General features: G+C 67.5%; 20 protein-coding genes. 9 read left to right on the top strand and 11 right to left on the bottom strand.

Annotated features, from left to right (window positions below; genetic code table 11):
- Window positions 1-251 precede the first annotated feature (251 nt).
- The gene (locus O3I_RS36470; protein ID WP_014988063.1) at window positions 252-701 is read right to left on the bottom strand and encodes a nitroreductase family deazaflavin-dependent oxidoreductase; all 450 of its coding nucleotides are present in this window, start codon (window positions 699-701) and stop codon (window positions 252-254) included.
- Between the two features lie 27 nt (window positions 702-728).
- Window positions 729-1,187, bottom strand: a complete 459-nt coding sequence (locus O3I_RS36465; RefSeq protein ID WP_014988062.1) for a PaaI family thioesterase — start codon at window positions 1,185-1,187, stop codon at window positions 729-731.
- Between the two features lie 96 nt (window positions 1,188-1,283).
- Between O3I_RS36465 and O3I_RS36460 the strand changes: the two genes are divergently transcribed.
- Window positions 1,284-1,853, top strand: coding sequence for a TetR/AcrR family transcriptional regulator (locus O3I_RS36460; RefSeq protein ID WP_014988061.1), 570 nt, complete (start codon window positions 1,284-1,286; stop codon window positions 1,851-1,853).
- Window positions 1,854-1,982: 129 nt separating this feature from the next.
- Window positions 1,983-3,278: a serine hydroxymethyltransferase gene (gene glyA / locus O3I_RS36455; protein WP_014988060.1), complete on the top strand. Its 1,296-nt coding sequence runs from the start codon at window positions 1,983-1,985 to the stop codon at window positions 3,276-3,278.
- A 79-nt stretch (window positions 3,279-3,357) separates the two neighbouring features.
- Here glyA and O3I_RS36450 read toward each other — a convergent pair whose 3' ends face one another.
- From O3I_RS36450 to O3I_RS36425, 6 genes are all read right to left on the bottom strand, one after another.
- Window positions 3,358-3,801: a hypothetical protein gene (locus tag O3I_RS36450; protein ID WP_014988059.1), complete on the bottom strand. Its 444-nt coding sequence runs from the start codon at window positions 3,799-3,801 to the stop codon at window positions 3,358-3,360.
- A gap of 38 nt (window positions 3,802-3,839) precedes the next feature.
- Window positions 3,840-4,583 carry an ESX secretion-associated protein EspG gene (locus O3I_RS36445; RefSeq protein WP_014988058.1) on the bottom strand — a complete coding sequence of 248 codons (744 nt, stop codon included), beginning with the start codon at window positions 4,581-4,583 and terminating at the stop codon, window positions 3,840-3,842.
- Entirely contained in the window at window positions 4,580-5,782 is a 1,203-nt protein-coding gene (locus O3I_RS36440; RefSeq protein WP_014988057.1) for a hypothetical protein, read from the bottom strand. The genes O3I_RS36445 and O3I_RS36440 overlap by 4 nt, the downstream gene beginning before the upstream one ends.
- Before the next feature lie 22 nt (window positions 5,783-5,804).
- Entirely contained in the window at window positions 5,805-6,377 is a 573-nt protein-coding gene (locus tag O3I_RS36435) for a DUF3558 domain-containing protein (protein WP_141691914.1), read from the bottom strand.
- Window positions 6,374-6,760, bottom strand: coding sequence for a hypothetical protein (locus O3I_RS36430; protein ID WP_014988055.1), 387 nt, complete (start codon window positions 6,758-6,760; stop codon window positions 6,374-6,376). Before O3I_RS36430 ends, O3I_RS36435 begins: the two co-directional genes overlap by 4 nt.
- A gap of 169 nt (window positions 6,761-6,929) precedes the next feature.
- On the bottom strand, window positions 6,930-8,126 hold the full coding sequence (locus O3I_RS36425; protein WP_014988054.1) for an FAD-dependent monooxygenase: 1,197 nt from the start codon (window positions 8,124-8,126) through the stop codon (window positions 6,930-6,932).
- Between the two features lie 114 nt (window positions 8,127-8,240).
- On the opposite strand from O3I_RS36425, the gene O3I_RS36420 reads away from it, so the two are divergent.
- The gene (locus O3I_RS36420; protein ID WP_014988053.1) at window positions 8,241-8,963 is read left to right on the top strand and encodes a TetR/AcrR family transcriptional regulator; all 723 of its coding nucleotides are present in this window, start codon (window positions 8,241-8,243) and stop codon (window positions 8,961-8,963) included.
- Window positions 8,964-9,015: 52 nt separating this feature from the next.
- On the top strand, window positions 9,016-9,432 hold the full coding sequence (locus tag O3I_RS36415; RefSeq protein WP_014988052.1) for a limonene-1,2-epoxide hydrolase family protein: 417 nt from the start codon (window positions 9,016-9,018) through the stop codon (window positions 9,430-9,432).
- Between the two features lies 1 nt (window position 9,433).
- Here the strand turns inward: O3I_RS36415 and O3I_RS36410 are convergent, their stop codons facing one another.
- Window positions 9,434-10,138 carry a GbsR/MarR family transcriptional regulator gene (locus O3I_RS36410; RefSeq protein ID WP_014988051.1) on the bottom strand — a complete coding sequence of 235 codons (705 nt, stop codon included), beginning with the start codon at window positions 10,136-10,138 and terminating at the stop codon, window positions 9,434-9,436.
- A gap of 223 nt (window positions 10,139-10,361) precedes the next feature.
- Here O3I_RS36410 and O3I_RS36405 point away from each other — a divergent pair, with 223 nt between their 5' ends.
- Both O3I_RS36405 and O3I_RS36400 read left to right on the top strand, forming a co-directional pair.
- Window positions 10,362-11,543: a cytochrome P450 gene (locus tag O3I_RS36405; RefSeq protein WP_014988050.1), complete on the top strand. Its 1,182-nt coding sequence runs from the start codon at window positions 10,362-10,364 to the stop codon at window positions 11,541-11,543.
- Window positions 11,544-11,556: 13 nt separating this feature from the next.
- Window positions 11,557-11,763, top strand: coding sequence for a ferredoxin (locus O3I_RS36400; protein ID WP_014988049.1), 207 nt, complete (start codon window positions 11,557-11,559; stop codon window positions 11,761-11,763).
- Between the two features lie 12 nt (window positions 11,764-11,775).
- Here the strand turns inward: O3I_RS36400 and O3I_RS36395 are convergent, their stop codons facing one another.
- Window positions 11,776-12,048 (bottom strand): hypothetical protein, encoded by a 273-nt coding sequence (locus O3I_RS36395; RefSeq protein ID WP_014988048.1) that lies wholly within the window; start codon window positions 12,046-12,048, stop codon window positions 11,776-11,778.
- Between the two features lie 359 nt (window positions 12,049-12,407).
- Here O3I_RS36395 and O3I_RS36390 point away from each other — a divergent pair, with 359 nt between their 5' ends.
- The 3 genes from O3I_RS36390 (at window position 12,408) to O3I_RS36380 (ending at window position 15,462) form a co-directional block, all read left to right on the top strand.
- Window positions 12,408-13,793 (top strand): PhoH family protein, encoded by a 1,386-nt coding sequence (locus O3I_RS36390; RefSeq protein ID WP_014988047.1) that lies wholly within the window; start codon window positions 12,408-12,410, stop codon window positions 13,791-13,793.
- A gap of 175 nt (window positions 13,794-13,968) precedes the next feature.
- Entirely contained in the window at window positions 13,969-14,505 is a 537-nt protein-coding gene (locus tag O3I_RS36385; protein ID WP_014988046.1) for an LGFP repeat-containing protein, read from the top strand.
- 102 nt (window positions 14,506-14,607) lie between these two features.
- Entirely contained in the window at window positions 14,608-15,462 is an 855-nt protein-coding gene (locus O3I_RS36380) for an acyl-ACP desaturase (protein WP_041563097.1), read from the top strand.
- Between the two features lie 339 nt (window positions 15,463-15,801).
- Here the strand turns inward: O3I_RS36380 and O3I_RS36375 are convergent, their stop codons facing one another.
- Entirely contained in the window at window positions 15,802-17,205 is a 1,404-nt protein-coding gene (locus O3I_RS36375; protein WP_014988044.1) for a class II fumarate hydratase, read from the bottom strand.
- Between the last annotated feature and the right edge of the window lie 116 nt (window positions 17,206-17,321).

Genomic DNA, 17,321 nt, shown 5'->3' with positions numbered 1-17,321 from the left:
CATCATGAAGGCGAGCTGGCGGAGCAGCCCTTCGAGGGGGTTGGACGGAACTGCGACGAAGGCGAGCATGCTGACTCCTCGACGGGTGGACTGTGCACCCGGTTAACCGATCGAAAATGGTTGTTTCGTTACATTCCGAGTGACCCGAAATGTTGCGCCCCAAGGGATTGGGGCTGCGGCGAGAATACCGGGTGCGTAGATCGGCGCTACGTCGCGAGGGGGTGCGGTGCCGAGATCATTCGTCGAGGGGTTCAGGCGGGCGTAAAGGTGATACGCACCGAGATCGGGTCGCTTTCCAGCGCTTTCATGGTCCACTCCGCGGCGGATTCGGGAATGCGGCCGGTGGCGAAGCTGCGCGCGCGGGCGACCACATCGTCGTCGGGGACGAACGCGGCGGTGCCGGTGTACCAGCGTTTGCCCTGGCGCAGGCGGACTTTGGGGTCGGCGACGATATTGCGGGCCCAGCCCGAGCGGCGGCCGTGCTGGGAGATGAGCCAGGCGCCGTCCGGATCGATCGAGACGGTCACCGGGACCCGGCGCGGCTGACCGGATTTCGCGCCGGTGGTCTCCAGTTCGGCGAGCAGCGCGGACCGGATGCCGACGCGGTCGAGCAGGCCGACGGCGGGATTGGCGAAGTAGCGGCCGAAAAACCGTTCGCGGCGAAACTTTCGGACTGCTGCGCTCGGGCTGCGTTCACGCATAGCGGTTCTCCTCGTTTTCGTTGGGCTTCAGCGGTTTCCGCGGAAGATGGCGCAGGTGGTGGTGGCGTGCGCGACCAGGCGGCCCTGCTCGTCGACGACGCGGCCCTCGGCGGTCGCCGTGCTGCGGCCGACGTGAATGGTGGTGCCGGTGGCGGTGATGCGCTGTCCGTCGGTCGGCACCGCGCGGATGTAGTTCACCTTCAGCTCCAGCGTCGTGTACCCGACGCCCGCCTCCAGCGTGCTGTGCACCGCGCAGCCCATCACCGAGTCCAGCAGCGTCGCGCAGATGCCGCCGTGCGTGGTGCCGAGCGGGTTGGCGAAATCGGGCCTGGTCCGCACCGCGAAGACCACCTTGCCCTGTTCGATCAGGTCCACCTCCATGCCGAGCAGGTCGCCGATGAACGGCGGGCGATCCGGCGTCGTCATCGCGGTCCGGAGCAGTTCCAGACCGGACAGCTGTGCGAGGTCGAGGGTGGTTTCCGACATCGATCCACTCCTTTCGGTGAACCGATCGGTCCACATCTGTCATGATTGGAGCATGGACCGATCGGTTCACGCAACTATGTCCCGGAAGGAGCCCTGATGACCGGCCCCCGCGCTCGCTTGATCGAGAGCGCGATCCAACTGGTCTGCGAGCAAGGCGTGCACGCGGCCGGACTCGCCGCGCTGCTCGACCGCGGCAAAGCCTCACGCAACTCGCTCTACCAGCACTTTCCCGAAGGCAAGAGCGAGCTGGTGGCCACCGCGACCACGGTCGCGGGCGAGCGCCTCGCCGCGGTGATCGAGAAGATCACCGCATCCCGTCCCGCACGGCAGTGGCTGGACGCCTTGATCGGCTGGTGGGTCACCGCCCTGGAAACGAGTTCGTTCCGCACCGGGTGCCCGATCGTGGGCGCCGCGCTCGCCGAATCCGAACCCGGGGTGCAGGCCGCGGCCGGCGCGGCCTTCGCCGACTGGCACGAAAAGCTCGGCAGCGCAATGAAAACCGCGGGTCTACCCGCCGAAGAAAGCGCGTCGCTGGCCAGCTTCGTGTTCAGCGCGATGGAGGGCGCCATCGTCCAGGCCCGCGCGATGAAGTCCACCCAGCCGTTGCTCGACGCGCAAAAACATCTCGACGTCCTGCTGGATCACTACCTCGGCGCGGCGAAATAGCGAGCTCACGATGGCTGAGCGCACCGGTATCCCGGTGCGCAGAGGCGACACCGGCGCGACTGTGGCCGGTTGGTGACGTGCGGCGAACCCCCTGCTGATGGGCGCAAAGGCGGCCCATAGACTGAGGCGGTGACGCAGACGACGGCCTCGGTCAATACTCAATCTCTCGGTGAGCTCGACCCGGAGCTCGCCGCCGCGATGGCGGGGGAACTCGCCCGCGAGCGCGACACCCTCGAAATGATCGCCTCGGAGAATTTCGTGCCGCGCGCGGTGCTGCAGGCGCAGGGCAGCGTGCTGACGAACAAGTACGCCGAGGGCTACCCGGGCCGTCGCTACTACGGTGGCTGCGAGCACGTCGATGTCGTCGAGACCCTCGCCCGCGACCGCGCCAAGGAACTGTTCGGCGCCGAATTCGCCAATGTGCAGCCGCATTCCGGCGCGCAGGCGAACGCCGCGGTGCTGATGGCGCTGATGGATCCGGGCGACAAGCTGCTCGGCCTCGACCTCGCGCACGGCGGTCACCTGACCCACGGCATGCGGCTCAACTTCTCCGGCAAGCTCTACGAGACGCACTTCTACGGGGTCAGCAAGGAAGACCACCGCATCGACATGGACGAGGTGCGCAAGATCGCGCTCGAGGCTCGTCCGAAGGTGATCGTCGCGGGTTGGTCGGCCTACCCGCGCCAGCAGGACTTCGCCGCGTTCCGCGCGATCGCCGACGAGGTCGGCGCGTACCTGTGGGTGGACATGGCGCACTTCGCCGGTCTGGTCGCGGCGGGCCTGCATCCCTCGCCGGTGCCGCACGCGCACGTCGTGTCGTCCACCGTGCACAAGACCCTCGGCGGCCCGCGTTCCGGCCTCATCCTGGCCAAGCAGGACTTCGCCAAGAAGCTCAACAGCGCGGTGTTCCCCGGCCAGCAGGGCGGCCCGCTCATGCACGCCATCGCCGCGAAGGCCGTCGCTTTCAAGATCGCGGCCGGCGGTGAGTTCAAGGAGCGCCAGGAGCGCACCCTGTCCGGCGCGAAGATCCTCGCCGACCGCCTGACCGCGGCCGATGTCCAGGGTAAGGGCGTCAGCGTGCTCACCGGCGGTACCGACGTGCACCTGGTGCTCGTCGACCTGCGCAACTCCGAGCTCGACGGTCAGCAGGGCGAGGATCTGCTGCACGAGATCGGAATCACGGTGAACCGCAACGCCGTTCCGTTCGACCCGCGCCCGCCGATGGTCACCTCGGGCCTGCGCATCGGCACCGCGGCGCTGGCCACCCGCGGCTTCGGCGACACCGAGTTCACCGAGGTCGCCGACATCATCGCCGGCGCCCTCGCCGGCACCTCGGACGTAGACACCCTGCGCGGCCGCGTCACCAAGCTCGCCCAGAGCGTCCCGCTGTACGACGGCCTGGAGGACTGGCGCCTGCTCGGCTGAGTGCCACCGGCTTCGTCGACGGGCTCGCACCTCCGGTTATCGGAGATGCGAGCCCGTCTTCGTGGGGTGGGAGTGCACCTCAGCTGCCCGGCATCTCGATTCCTTTGGCCGCGGCGAGGGCGGCGAGCTTCTCCATCTCGTCGATGGCCACGGCCAGATGGACGTGCAACCGGCCGTCGTCGTCGCGGCGGAGCAGGTATTCGTAGTCGCTGTCGGTCATTTCCGTGCCGTCACCGTCATAGAAATGCCAGCGGACCCGGATTCGGGTGACGCGGGCGGTGAGGTCGGCCTGTTCGAGCAGCGTGTGGCCGACGGAGGCGAGACCGAGCGCCTGATAGAACGGGTAGGACTGCTTCAGTCCCTCGGCCATGTCGGCGGTGCTGGACAGGGCGCCGACGAACGCGTCACTGACGATCATGCCCGGCTCGCCCCACAGCGCCACCGAACGCTCGGCATCGAAGGTGCTCAATCCGGTTCGATATTCGACCAGAAACGACTCGATCTCATCCCGAGTGGTAGTCATATCGGCGAGTTACCCACGCACGGTGCTGCCAATACCTCTCATCCCGTTTCCATACGCACCCTGGCCCGGGCGATCGCGTCATCGAGGTAGCGCCGGATATCGGCGCTGGTGCCGGGCCGGATCATCAGTGCGCGATTGGCCGGGACCTCGTAGTAGCGGCCGTCGGTCGTGTCGATCCAGCGTAGGCGGCCGGTGCGCAGCGGTTCGGCGTTGCGCGGGCCGAGCAGCACCGAGGCCATCCCCCGGGTGGTGCAGCTCTGCCGCCAGAACCGTCGATACTTCTCCTTCACTTCGCTGGCGGGCGCGCTGCCGAACAGGTCGGGCCGATCATCGTTGAGGTCGTCCAGCAGGAAACTCTTCTCACCCGTGCTGCCCGCGCCCGCGTCCGGGAGCATGCGCACCAGTTCGCTCGCGAGCTGGTCGGCGCGACACCGCCGCAACTGCACCCGGCCCCCGTCGGGGGCCTGCTCTTGCCGCGCGATCACGCCGACGCCGCTGCGGGTCGCGCAGCCGATCGCACGCAGCTCGACGCCGTCGCGAGTGTTGTCGCAACCGAGCAGCTCGATCCGCCAATCGGGCCGGGCGAGGGCGGTGATGGTGCGCGACAGCGGGATTCGCTCCTCCTTGGCCAGTTCTTCCCGGAATTGTTGCTGGTAGAGCTGGTATTCGTGCAGGCCGGGGAACCGGCTGGTGAAGCGGAACGGAAAGGGCAGGCGGTCGAGGCCGGTACCGAACCAGGCCGCCGCGAACTGCTCTGCCGACAGCGACCACTGCGACGTCATTCGACCCCGATCACCGGCGGCACCGTGGGCTTCACCTCGCCGAGCAGTTCCTTCGCGTGCTCCTCGGTCCGCAGATAGCCGGGTGCCTTGTGTTCGTCGTCGTCCTCGCCGCGGGCGCGGACACCCGGCGGGATCATGCCGGAATACCCTGCGACACCGGCAGTTCCGGCGCGCATCGGGGCGGCGGCCGGCTGTGTGCCGGTCGCGCCCGGCGTCGTCGCGGGTGCGGCGGGCCGTGATGTGCCCGGTTCGTTGACGGGGCTCGCCACACCGCTCGGACGATCGAATGTCGGCGTGCTCGGCCGGTTCGGTGTCCCGTTGACCGCGGCGGAGGTGACCGTCGACGGATTCGGCGGGGCGCTCGGCAGCGTCGAAGCCGGTACCACCGTCGGGATGGTGCTGAACGGGCTGGCCATGGTTGTGGTCGGTTTCGCGGTGGTAGCCGCCGGGGTCGTCGCGGTGTCGGTGGGCTGGCCGTGCGAAGCCGCCTGCGTGGCAGCGGGTTCCGTACTCGGCTGCTCTTCGCCGGAACCCGGCTCGGTCGGCTGCTCGGTTCGGCCGGTGTCGGCATCGCCGCTGTTCTCCGACGAAGTCCCGGAACCGGTTGTGCTGGATCCGGTATCGCCGTCGGTGGTTTCGGCCGGGCCGGTACCGGTGTCGCTGCCCGTCCCGGTGCCGGGACTCGGTAGTGGTGCGGAAACCGGGTTGATGGGTGGCGGCAACGTCGGAATGGCGGGGGCGGTGGTGCCGTACGGCTGGATGTAGTGCGTGGTCATATCGTCACGGGCCTGTTCCTCGCCCGCGTTGCGCAGTTCCGGTCCGCGCGGATTCGTCGACGTGTCCACCACCGGGGGCACCGACGCCTTGAATTTTGACGCCGCACCGGAGGCCTGCGACAGCGGCGTGCTCTGCGCGTGCAACGACTCCCCGAATTCGCCGACCCGCGTCGCGTAGTCGCGGATACCGCGGACCGCCTGCTCGGCCGCCGCACCCTCCCAATGCTGTTCGACCGCCTTCTTGATCGCGGCCTCGAACTGGTGACCGGCGTTCGTCACCGCGGTAGCCATCTTCGACCAGGCGTCGACCGCGCTGTTCACCCCGTCCGGGTTCATCTCCTCGGCCGCCTGCTTGATCTCGGCGTGGGTAAAGCTTTGCGCGTTCTCGGGATTGGTGATCGCGCGGCCGTCGGTCTGTTTCATGATCGCTCCCCCGTAGGGTTGTTCAGCTGCCCGCCGGCAGCAATGGTGCGACTGATTGGGCGATTTCGGTGGCGTTGTCGCAGGGTGGCAGTTTGCGCGGATGCTTGCCGGTCGGATCGTCGACGAGCACGTAGAGCGAGCCGCTCGTCATCTCCACGTTGACCGTGCAGCCGCCAGGCACATCGGGCCTGGCCTCGTATCGCAGCGCCTTACGTCCGGCGACCGAGATATCCGCGGCCGCCGGAAACTTCTGCCGTACCTGATCGAGCGTGCCGTTGGTGGTCTCGATGGTGAAGCCGTAACCGGCCTTGGCAACGTAGCGGCAGCCCTTCCACGTGATGCCGGACGCCGTGTTCTGTTTCGGCGACGGTGGCAGCGCATCCCACTGGCGTTCGCTGAGGAACTGCGGCGTCAGGGATGTGCACGGATCAAAGGTGGTCTGCGCGGTCTGCTGGTCGGTAACGGGTACCCCCGATGTGGTGGCGGGGGCGGCCGTCCGGCCTTCGCCGTCGCATCCGGCGAGCAGGATCGCCAGGATCGGCACGGCCACGAAAACAATTGGTGGGAAACGGTTCCCACGCGTGCCGAGCTTCATACGCGCAGCTCCCGTAACTTGGCCGCGAAGTCGGCATCGGTGCGCGCGTAGGTCTCGCACATCGCTTGGAACATGGACCGGATGTCCTCGGCGACGGTGATGTAGTCGTTCACCGTGTCGTAGGCGTTGTTGGGACCGCCGAATGCCTTCTCCCGGAACAGCTGTACGAGCTCGACCGCCGACGACAGGCGTGGGTTCGCCTCGCCGAGCCCCCACGCGGCCTTCTCGCTGAGTTCACGCGCGTCGCCGCGCAGGCCGGTGAGCTGGCTGATCAGCTCCTGACACGCCTTGTCCATCTCGACGAACCCCTGCGGATCCATCCGCACCTGCAACGCCCCGGATTTCGCATCCTCGATGTACCCCGGAAACGGGCTGTCCACCATCACCGTCCCCTTTCGTCAGTGCCTCTGACCCTATAGACGCGCCTCGCCCCGCATCGGTTCCATCGAAACACAGCCGATTCACCGCTGTCTGCGGATCGGGAATGGACCGGCACGTACCGGTCGGCCTGGAACCGCCGGTGGGTGCCGATCCGATGCGCGCCAAATGGTTTCAGTTGATCTCGGCGGCGGCGACGAGGGTGGGGTAGTCCCGCAGGTCGATGTCGTTGGCGACCTTCTCGGTGTACTTCATCATCACGATGAACAGTCGTGAGTTGAAGAACCAGTTGCGCAGTTTTATGCCGAGTGCGGTCTTCGGCGCGAGGAACCGCCCCGCGTTGCTGTTGCCCGCGATCTTGGCGTAGCCCCGCATGATCTCGTCGTAGCGGGCGAAGGCCACTTCGTAATCGCCACCGGCGACGGCGAGTTCGCCCGCGAGCACGTACGCGCCGACCACGGCGAGCCCGGTTCCGAAGCCGCCCAGGGTGTTTCCGTAGCCCGCATCGCCGATCAAGGCGACCCGTCCCTTGGTGTAGTGGCCGTTCAGGCGCACCAGGCTGAGGGTGTCGAGGTAGAAGTCGTCGAAGTCCCGCATTTCGCCGAGCATCCGCGGTACTTCCCAGCCGACGTCCGCGAACGCCTGCTCGACGATGCGGCGCTGGGCCGCGGTGTCGTCGCGCGCGTAGTCGAGTTCGGGGGAGGCGAACACATACATCTGTTGCGCTTTCGCGCCGCCGCTGATCGCGAGCTTGCCGGGGACGTTGTGCCCGTGACCGATCGCGCGTTCGCGCGACCCGCCGCGCTCGCCGCGCCACGGACTCGCGCCTGCGATGCAGTAGTAGTAACCCAGGTACTCGACGAGATCGCGCTCCGGCCCGAACGCGAGTCTGCGTACCCGGGAGTGGATTCCGTCGGCGCCGAAGACGAGGTCGAAGGTGCGCGCGGGGGCGTGCTCGAATTCGACGTGCACGCCGTCGGCCAGCTCGGTGAGCGCGCTGACGGAGTCGCCGAACAGGTAGGTGCAGCGGTCGGCGGTGCGCTGGTACATGACCTCGGCCAGGTCGCCGCGCAGGATCTCCAGTTCGCCGCCGGTGAAGTCGCCGGACAGCACGGAGAGCCGCTTGCCGTCGGCGTCGACGAGCACGGTGTCGGTGGTCCCGGTCCGGCGTTCCCGGATGTCGTCGAGGATGCCCATCCGCTCCAGGACGGTGAAGTGGGTGTGCCCTTTGAAGTCGATGGCCTGGCCGCCCGGCCGCAGCGCCGGGGCGCGTTCGACCACGGTGACGTCGAAACCGTACCGGTGCAGCCAGTAGGCGAGGGCGGGCCCGGCGATGCTCGCGCCGGAAATGAGAACGGTCTTGTTGCGCATGGTGGGCTCCTGAGATCCAGATCTGTGTCCGATGGATTCTGTTTCCGACGGACGCAGATTAGCGTATGGTAGACACAGTTTTGAAGTCAAGACGTACTCCGGAAGGATGTGGCCATGCCGGCGCCGACCACCGTCGAACTGCTCTGGGGTATCCAGCAGCGGCCCAAGCGCGGGCCGAAACCCGCCCTCACGCTGTCGGGGATCGTGGCCGAGGCGATCGCGCTCGCCGACGCCGAAGGGCTGGCGAACCTGTCCATGCAGCGGCTCGCGGAGCGGCTCGGGTTCACGAAGATGTCGCTGTACCGGTATGTGCCGGGCAAGGAGCAGCTGACCGCGCTGATGTTGGAGGACGCCATCGGCGCACCGCCGGAAATCACTGCGGTGCAGCGCGATTCGAGCGAAGAGCCGTGGCGGGCCGCGCTGTGCGAGTGGGCCGAGACGTTGTTCGAGCGCTACCGTGCCCATCCGTGGGGGATCGAGCTGACCGTGGGGGTGCGGCCGATGGGGCCCAACGAGATGGGATGGATGGAGGCCGCGCTGGGTGCGCTCGCCGGGACGCGGCTGACGGCACCGGAGCGCCTGGACTCCATCGTGTTGCTGTCGGGACACGTGCGCAGCCTCGTGCAGCAGGGTCCGGCCGTCGCCGACGCGTTCCAGGAGCAGGTCGCGGGGCAACTCGCGGCCATGGTGTCGGTGGCGTCGGACCGATATCCGCTGGCGGTGGCCGCGTTCGCCGAGGAGGGCGCGGTCGCGGGCGGGGTCGGCGCCCTTCGCTTCGGCATCGATCGCATCCTCGACGGTCTCGGCGTGCTGATCGCGGCCCGCGCGACGACGTAGCCGTTTCGGATCGGGTCTGTCGAACGGCGGATCCGCGGCCTAAGGTCGGACCATGACCCAGGACCTCGACCTTCAGCAGGACGCGATCACCACGGTGCGGGAGTTCTTCTCCGCGCTCGAGCTAGGCGCCGTCGCCGAGGCGCTGGAACTGCTGCACCCCGACGTGGTCTGGAAGAACTCCACGCTGCCCGCTGTCGGCGGCGGGCTGACGCGCAAGATCCTGCGCGGACTGGAGCGCGACGCCTTCGGCTTCGAGGTGCAGATCCATCACATCGCCGCCGACGGCGCTTTCGTGCTCACCGATCGCACCGACGTGCTGCGGGTCGGCCCCGTGCGGGTGGCGTTCTGGGTGATGGGCACACTCGAGGTGCGCGACGGCCGAATCATCCTGTGGGACGACCACTTCAGCTGGGAGAACCTGCTGCGCGGCACGGTCGCCGGCCTCGCGCGGGCCGCGCTGTCACGCTGAGTCAGTCCCGTATTCGCTCCTGATCCAGCACCTTTCGCCACCGCTCGGCGGATTCGATCATGTCGCGGCCGACGAATTCGAAGAAGCGACTGGTCTCGTGCGCGCGGGCGCCGGCGGGGGTCTCGATGCCGAGTACCTCGACGCCGCGCCGGGAGATCGCGGCGAGATCGTAGATCTGCTGCGCGCTGGTCAAAGTCGCACGGACCCAAGCTTGTTCGTCGACGACATAGCGTTCGCGCCGGCCGCGGGCATCGCGTTCGCGCCGGATCAGCCCCTGGACCTCCAGTGCCTTGACCGCGGCCGAGACGGTCGCGGGGCTGACGTGCAACTGCTCGACGAGTTCGGCGGCGGTGCGGCTGCCGGAATCGGTGAGATAGAGCGAGGTGAGCACGGCCGCCGCGGTGCGGGGCAGCCCGGACTTGGCCATCAACACGGTGAGCTGCTCGGCGAATTCGCGCAGCGCGCCTGCTCCCGGCGCGGGAGTCGTTGCGCCGGTGCGTGATCCGCCGCGCCGCGCGCGCCGCTCGGTGGCCCGGTGGGCCCGGCCCGGGTGATAGCGGCTCGGCCCGCCGTTGCGGGTGACCTCCCGGCTCACGGTCGAGGTCGGCCGCGCCAACTGCCGGGCGATCGCGGCGTAGCCGATCCCTGTGGACAGACCTTCGGCAATGAGCATGCGATCCTGTTCGGTCAATCTGCCGCCCGGCATGTGCGCCTCCCCGTCCGTTCCGTGTGGCCCAAGTATTGCGCTCAGTCGCATCTCATTGCAACGAAGAGAAGTCGGCGGTGCATTCACCGGCATTCCCATTGCAATTCAAATCTGACCATTACCAGTAAGTTTCGCGATATCACGATTTCTCTCATTGACCTGATCTGAACGCAACGTAGCGTTCAGATCAAGCCAAAAACACCATCGATCGAGGGGAATCGCCATGAACGAGTCCTTGTCCGAAATCGTCGAGCTGCCCACCGTCCGACCGCCGGGGTGCCCGTTCGATCCACCTGCGGAACTGGCCGCGCTGGCTCCCCTGGTGCCGTTCACTTTTCCGGACGACCATCGCGGCTGGCTCGCCACGGGCTATGCGACGGTGCGGGCGATCCTGGCCGACCCGCGTTTCAGCGTCCGCTACGAGCTGATCCACTACCCGTTCGCTCCGATGGGCGAGATGCCGCCCGCTCTGCCCGGCGACATGCTCGGTGTCGACGCTCCGGCGCATACGCGATACCGAAAGTTGCTGGCAGGCAAGTTCACTGTCCGGCGCATGGGACAGCTCACCGAGCGGGTCGAGCAGATCACCGCCGACCATCTGGACGCCATGGCGCGCACCGGCGGTCCGGTGGACCTGGTCGCGGCGTTCGCCTTCCCGGTGCCCGCACTGACCGTCTGCGAACTGCTCGGTGTGCCCCCGGTCGACCGGGACAACTTTCATCGCTTCCTCGTCGCCGCGAACAGCGTGAACTCGGAGCTCGCGGAGCGCAACAACGCGTTCATCGAGGTGCAGGACTACATCCGGGAGCTGGTCGTGGCCAAGCGAGCCGCACCCACCGACGATCTGCTCAGCGACCTCATCGGCACCGAACTCGACGAGGACGAGTTGTCCGGTGTCGGCACGCTGCTGCTGGGGGCGGGCCTGGACACCACGGCGAACATGATCGCGCTGGGCACCTTCGCGCTGCTCAGCCACCCCGATCAACTGGCCGAACTGCGGGCGCGGCCCGAACTCGCGGAGCAGACGATCGAGGAGCTGATGCGCTATCTCACCATCACCCACACCTCGACCCGGGTCGCGCTCGAGGACGTCGAGATCGACGGGCAGCTGATCACGGCGGGGCAGACGGTCGCGCTGTCGTTCCAGGCGGCCGATCGCGATCCGGCCAAGTACGACGACCCGGACAGCTTCGATATCCGCCGCAACGCCGTCGGGCATCTCGGCTTCGGGCACGGCCCGCACCAATGTCTCGGTCAGCAGCTGGCGCGGGTCGAGATGCGGGTCGCGTTGCCCGCCTTGCTGACTCGGTTCCCGACCCTGCGGCTCGCGGTGCCGCCCGAGGAGGTTCCGCTACGGCACGACATGGACATCTACGGCGTGCACCGGCTTCCGGTCACCTGGTAGGGAGGAGTATTCGATGAAGATCACCGTCGATCGGGACCGCTGCGTCGGCGCGGGGATGTGCGCGCTGCTCGCCTCCGCCGTGTTCGACCAGGACGCCGCGGACGGCCGGGTGTGGCTGCTCGATGCCGCGCCGCCGCCCGGGCAGCACACCGCGGCGCTGGAAGCGGAACAGGCCTGTCCGTCCGTGGCGATCTCGGTCACCGCCGAAGCGGACTCCTAGGTCTCGCCGAGGTCAGCTGTGTTCGTTCAGGTATTCCAGATAGAACGGCCGCAACACCTCGGCGACCTCGCCGTCACCGGCGTGGATGTAGTCGTCGATCATGGGCAGCACGTACTTGATATCGGCCTCGCTCTCGCCGAGGTTGCCCGCGGCGGCCTCGGCGGCCGGGATCGAGGTGAGCAGCCGCCACAGGAACTTCACGTCCCCGTGTCGGACGGCAAGCTTCACCGCTCGGTCGTGCAGTTCCTTCGACGACAGCGTGTCCAGGTCCTCGTTACCGGCCATACCAGCGACTGTAGCGGGCCGCGCCGGATGCCGGCCGGGGACCGCACCGGCGCAGCGGTAGCTCGCGCCGACGGTCGGCGACGACCCGGCGATCGCGGCCGGGGCGTGTGGTTAACGACAAATTCACGGACACGCCTACCTGTGCGGAAGCGGGGAAGCGTGGTTCGGCGGTAGCGTCGGTGGTGCGGGCCGCGGCGGTGTGGCTCGTACGGGAGGTCCTGACCGTGACTGAGCTATTCAGTACGAGGGGGCCGGCACCCGGCCCTCGTGGCATCTGACGGCAACGTCGGGTCCATCAGGACGGACCGGTCCAGCGAGATCGTTCGTGCGGGTGCCGCGCGGACAAAGAGGAGCCCACCGTGACTGCTTCACGCTCCGTTCCCGCTCCCTCGGCGCAATCCCGTTCCGCGAAAGGCGGAACCGCCGCGAAGGGGGCACACCCCTCGCATTCCCCGGCCGATACCTTCGTCATCGACACGTCGGTCCTGTTGTCCGATCCCTGGGCTTTCACCCGTTTCGGCGAACACGACGTCGTGCTTCCGCTGGTGGTCATCAGCGAACTCGAAGGCAAGCGGCATCACCACGAACTGGGCTGGTTCGCGCGGGAAGCCCTGCGCAACCTGGATGATCTGCGCCTGCAGCACGGCAGGCTGGATCAGCAGGTGCCGATCGGCACCGAGGGTGGAACGCTGCAGGTGGAACTGAACCACACCGATCCCGCGGTCCTTCCGGTCGGCTTCCGCACCGACACCAATGATTCCCGAATCCTGGCGTGCGCACTCAATCTCGCGGCCGAGGGCCGCCAGGTGGTGCTCGTGTCGAAGGACATTCCGCTGCGGGTCAAAGCGAGTGCGGTGGGCTTACAGGCCGACGAGTATCACGCGCAGGACGTCGTCACCTCCGGCTGGTCCGGCATGGTGGAGCTCGACGTCAGCTCGGCGCAGATCGACCAGCTCTACGCGGAGTCCGTGCTGGATCTCGATGGCGCGCGGGAACTGCCGTGCCACACCGGAATCCGGCTCCTCGGCAGCAGTTCCAGCGCGCTCGGCCGGGTCACCCCGGACAAGCGGGTCCAGCTGGTGCGCGAGCGCGAGGCGTTCGGCCTGCACGGCCGCTCCGCCGAGCAGCGCATCGCCCTGGATCTGCTGCTGGACGAGAGCGTCGGCATCGTCTCGCTCGGCGGCCGGGCGGGCACCGGCAAATCCGCGCTCGCGCTGACCGCGGGCCTGGAGGCGGTGCTGGAGCGGCGCACCCAGCGCAAAGTGGTGGTGTTCCGGCCGCTCTACGCCGTCGGCGGCCAGGAACTCGGCTATCTGCCGGGTAGTGAGAGCGAGAAGATGGGCCCCTGGGCGCAGGCGGTCTTCGACACGCTCGACGGACTGGCCAGCCGCGAGGTGATGGAGGAGGTGCTCAGTCGCGACATGCTGGAGGTGTTGCCGCTCACCCACATTCGGGGCCGCTCGCTGCACGACTCCTTCGTGATCGTCGACGAGGCGCAGTCGCTGGAACGCAATGTGCTGCTCACCGTGCTCAGCCGGCTCGGCACCGGTTCGCGGGTGGTGCTCACCCACGACGTGGCCCAGCGGGACAATCTGCGGGTCGGCAGGCACGACGGTGTGGCCGCGGTGATCGAGAAGCTGAAAGGTCACCCGCTGTTTGCTCACATCACGCTCACCCGCAGCGAGCGTTCGCCGATTGCGGCGCTCGTCACAGAGATGCTGGAGGAGTACGGGCCCAACGCCTGATCTGGGCGGTGTGTTTCATCGAATAGCCGACGGGTAATATCCCGGCCATAGCTGTTCAGCATGACCCGGCGTGTCACTTGATGATTCGCCGGGTCATTGCTGAACATCGGCCTAGGCTGCCAGCGGCGTCACCGTGCCGGGGACGTCCGCGGTAGCCACTTTCGAGAGGATGGAAATGCACCACTTCGCTCGACGAACGGCTGGATACACTGCCCTGCTCGCGGCCGCTGGCCTGATCGTCGCGGGTTGCAGCAGCGACGACGACAAGAACGACAACAACGCCGCGGCGTCGGTCACGGCCACCTCGGCCGCGATGCACAGCGGCGAAGAGCACGCCTCGGGTGCCGCGGAGGAGACCAAGATCGCCACGCAGCGTGGCGAACTCACCGTTTCCGGCGACATCTTCGACAAGTACGTGCAGAGCGGCGGCCCGACCGGCGCCCTCGGCGCTCCGCTGGAGGCGCAGGAGTCCGGTCCCGAGGAGGGCAAGTACCAGGACTTCGTCGGCGGCACGGTCTACAAGGCCAAAGACGGCCAGGCGCACATCGTCTGGGGCGAGATCCGCAAGGCGTGGGAGGAGAACGGCGGCGCCATGGGCAAGCTGGGCTACCCCACCAGCGACGAGAAGGACATCGCCGGCGGCAAGGAGAGCGACTTCACCGGCGGCACCATCACCTGGGTGGACGGCAAGACGACCGTCACGATGAAGTAGGTGGCACTTCGGCGTCCGGGGCCGCCCACGGCGGTCCTGGACGCCCGTCCGGTCTCATTCATTGAATCCCCGTATCACGGGCTCAACCGCTAGGTTGTCTAGGTGCAAACTCTCTTGACCGATCGCGAGTTGCTCGAATCGCTCGAGCTGGACGTGGAATCCACCCTGCGCCGTCACATCGACGCCGCCGACGGGTGGCAGCCGCACGACTACGTGCCGTGGGACGACGGCCGTAACTTCTCGTTCCTCGGTGGTATCGACTGGGATCCGGAACAGTCCGAACTCGGCGAGGTGGCAAAGCTGGCCTTGACCGTCAGCGTGCTCATCGCGGACAACCTGCCCTCGTACCATCGCGAGCTCGGCAAGTACCTGCGCACCGGGGCCTGGTGGCGCTGGGTCGGCCGCTGGACCGCCGAGGAGAACCGCCACGAGATCCTGATCCGCAACTTCCTCATGGTGACCAGGTCGGTGGACCCGGTCGAACTGGAGCGGATGCGGATGGCGCACATGACCACCGGCTTCCGCCGCCCCGGCATGCACCTGCTCGACGTGCTCGCCGCGTGCGCCTTCGAAGAGGTCGCCGCCGCGATCCGGCACCGCAACACCGCCGCGCTGAACGAGAGCCCGATGGTCACCGCGATCGCCGAGCGCATCGCGCGCGACGACGAACTGCAGGCCGAGTTCTTCGCGAAAATGGTCGAGGCGGGCTTCAACGTGGCGCCGGATCAGACGATGCGGGCCATTGCCGATCGGATCGCCGATTTCGCCGTGCCGTCGGTGATCCTGGCCGACGGACGCAACAGCGACGACGTGCTCGCCGAGGCCGGGATCTACGATCCGGCGCGGCAGGACGAGCTGGTTTTCAAGCCGCTGCTGCAGCGGTGGAACGTTTTCACGCGTACCGATCTCGGTGACGCGGGTGAAAAGGCTCGCGAGGAACTTTCCCACCTGCGCTGAATTTCTCCCGGTCGGCGCCAGGATTTCCGGCGCCGACCGGTTTTCTTTTCTGCTCCCACGACAATGTGGTGAAACACACAACCTATAGCCAGCGATTAGCTGTGTGTACGCCCGCTTCGGCGGGAGCAAGAAAGGAAAGAAACATGATCAGTGCAATTCTCGGCGGTCTTCTCGCTCTGGCCACGGTCGGCGCAGGCGCGTTCCTCGCGGCACTCGGCATCTTCCTGTGATGCCCGGCGCGGGTACGTCCGACTTCGGCTGACGTACCCGCGCGCATGTTCTCGAACGTCTCGTCGGTGCAGGTAGTAGCGCATCCGACGAGACGCTCGAATAACATTTCTATTTCCCGTCTTTCACCTTCGCCATCGACAGCACATCCAATCGGCGGTCGAGTTCTGCTTCGGTGAGTTTCTCGTCGAGCAGGCCGCGGTCGATGACCGTCTGTCGAATTGTCTTCTTGTTCTTCAACGCTTCCTTGGCTACCGCGGCGGCCTCCTCGTAACCGATCGCCGAATTCAGCGGAGTCACAATGGACGGCGACGATTCGGCGAGCGTGCGCAGGTGTTCCACATTCGCGACCAAACCGTGCACGCACTTGTCCGCGAACAGCCGGGAAACATTGGCGAGCAAGCGAATCGATTCGAGCAGATTGCGCGCCATCACCGGAATGTAGACGTTCAGCTCGAACGCGCCGTTCGCGCCGCCGAAGGCGACCGCGGCGTCGTTGCCGATCACCTGCGCGGCGACCTGCGTCACCGCCTCGGGGAGCACGGGATTCACCTTGCCGGGCATGATCGAGCTGCCGGGTTGCAGGTCGGGCAGTTGGAGCTCACCGAGACCGGTGAGCGGGCCCGAACCCATCCAGCGAATGTCGTTGGCGATCTTGGTGAGGCTCACCGCGACGGTGCGCACCGCACCCGAGGCCTCCACCAGACCATCCCGGGCAGCCTGGGCCTCGAAGTGGTCGCGCGCCTCGCGCAGCGCGTCGAGCCCGGTCGCGCGGACCAGCTCCGCGACGACCTTGCCACCGAACCCGTCCGGCGCGTTCAAGCCGCTGCCCACCGCGGTGCCGCCGATCGGCAGCTCGCCGAGGCGCGGCAGGGTCGCCATCACGCGGTCGATGCTCGCGGCGATCTGCCGGGTGTACCCGCCGAACTCCTGGCCGAGCGTCACCGGGACCGCGTCCATCAGATGGGTGCGGCCGGACTTGACCACCGTCCGCCACTCGGTCGCCTTGTCCAGCAACGCGAGCCGCAGATGCTCCAGCGCGGGCACCAGGTCGGTGATCACGGCCTCGGTGGCGGCCAGGTGCACGGCCGTCGGGAAGGTGTCGTTGGACGACTGGGACATGTTCACGTCGTCGTTCGGGTGCACGGTGACGCCGTTGGCCTTCGCGATCGAGGCGATCACCTCGTTGGCGTTCATGTTCGAGCTGGTGCCCGAGCCGGTCTGGAACACATCGATCGGGAACTGGTCGTCGTGCGCGCCGGCGGCGATCTCGTTCGCCGCGGCGATGATGGCGTCCGCCTTGGCCGGATCGAGCAGGCCGAGGTCCTTGTTCACCTTGGCGCACGCGCCCTTCAGCAGGCCGAGCGCGCGGATCTGCGCGCGCTCCAGGCCGCGTCCGCTGATCGGGAAGTTCTCCACGGCCCGCTGGGTCTGCGCCCGCCACAGCGCATCCACCGGGACCCGGACCTCGCCCATGGTGTCGTGCTCGATGCGGTACTGCGTCTCGTCTGCCATGTTTCCGACCATATGCCCGAGCGGAGCGCAGTGGGGCTGCCACGCCTGTAGTGATTCGCACACCGCCGTGGCGGTCTCGATCGGGAATAGGGGTGCCGGACCGAAAAAGGCGCGCG

The sequence above is a fragment of the Nocardia brasiliensis ATCC 700358 genome (assembly GCF_000250675.2).
GTDB classification, from domain to species: domain Bacteria; phylum Actinomycetota; class Actinomycetes; order Mycobacteriales; family Mycobacteriaceae; genus Nocardia; species Nocardia brasiliensis_B.
Note: the sequence above shows the minus strand (reverse complement) of the source record. Positions and strands in the feature narration are given on the sequence as shown.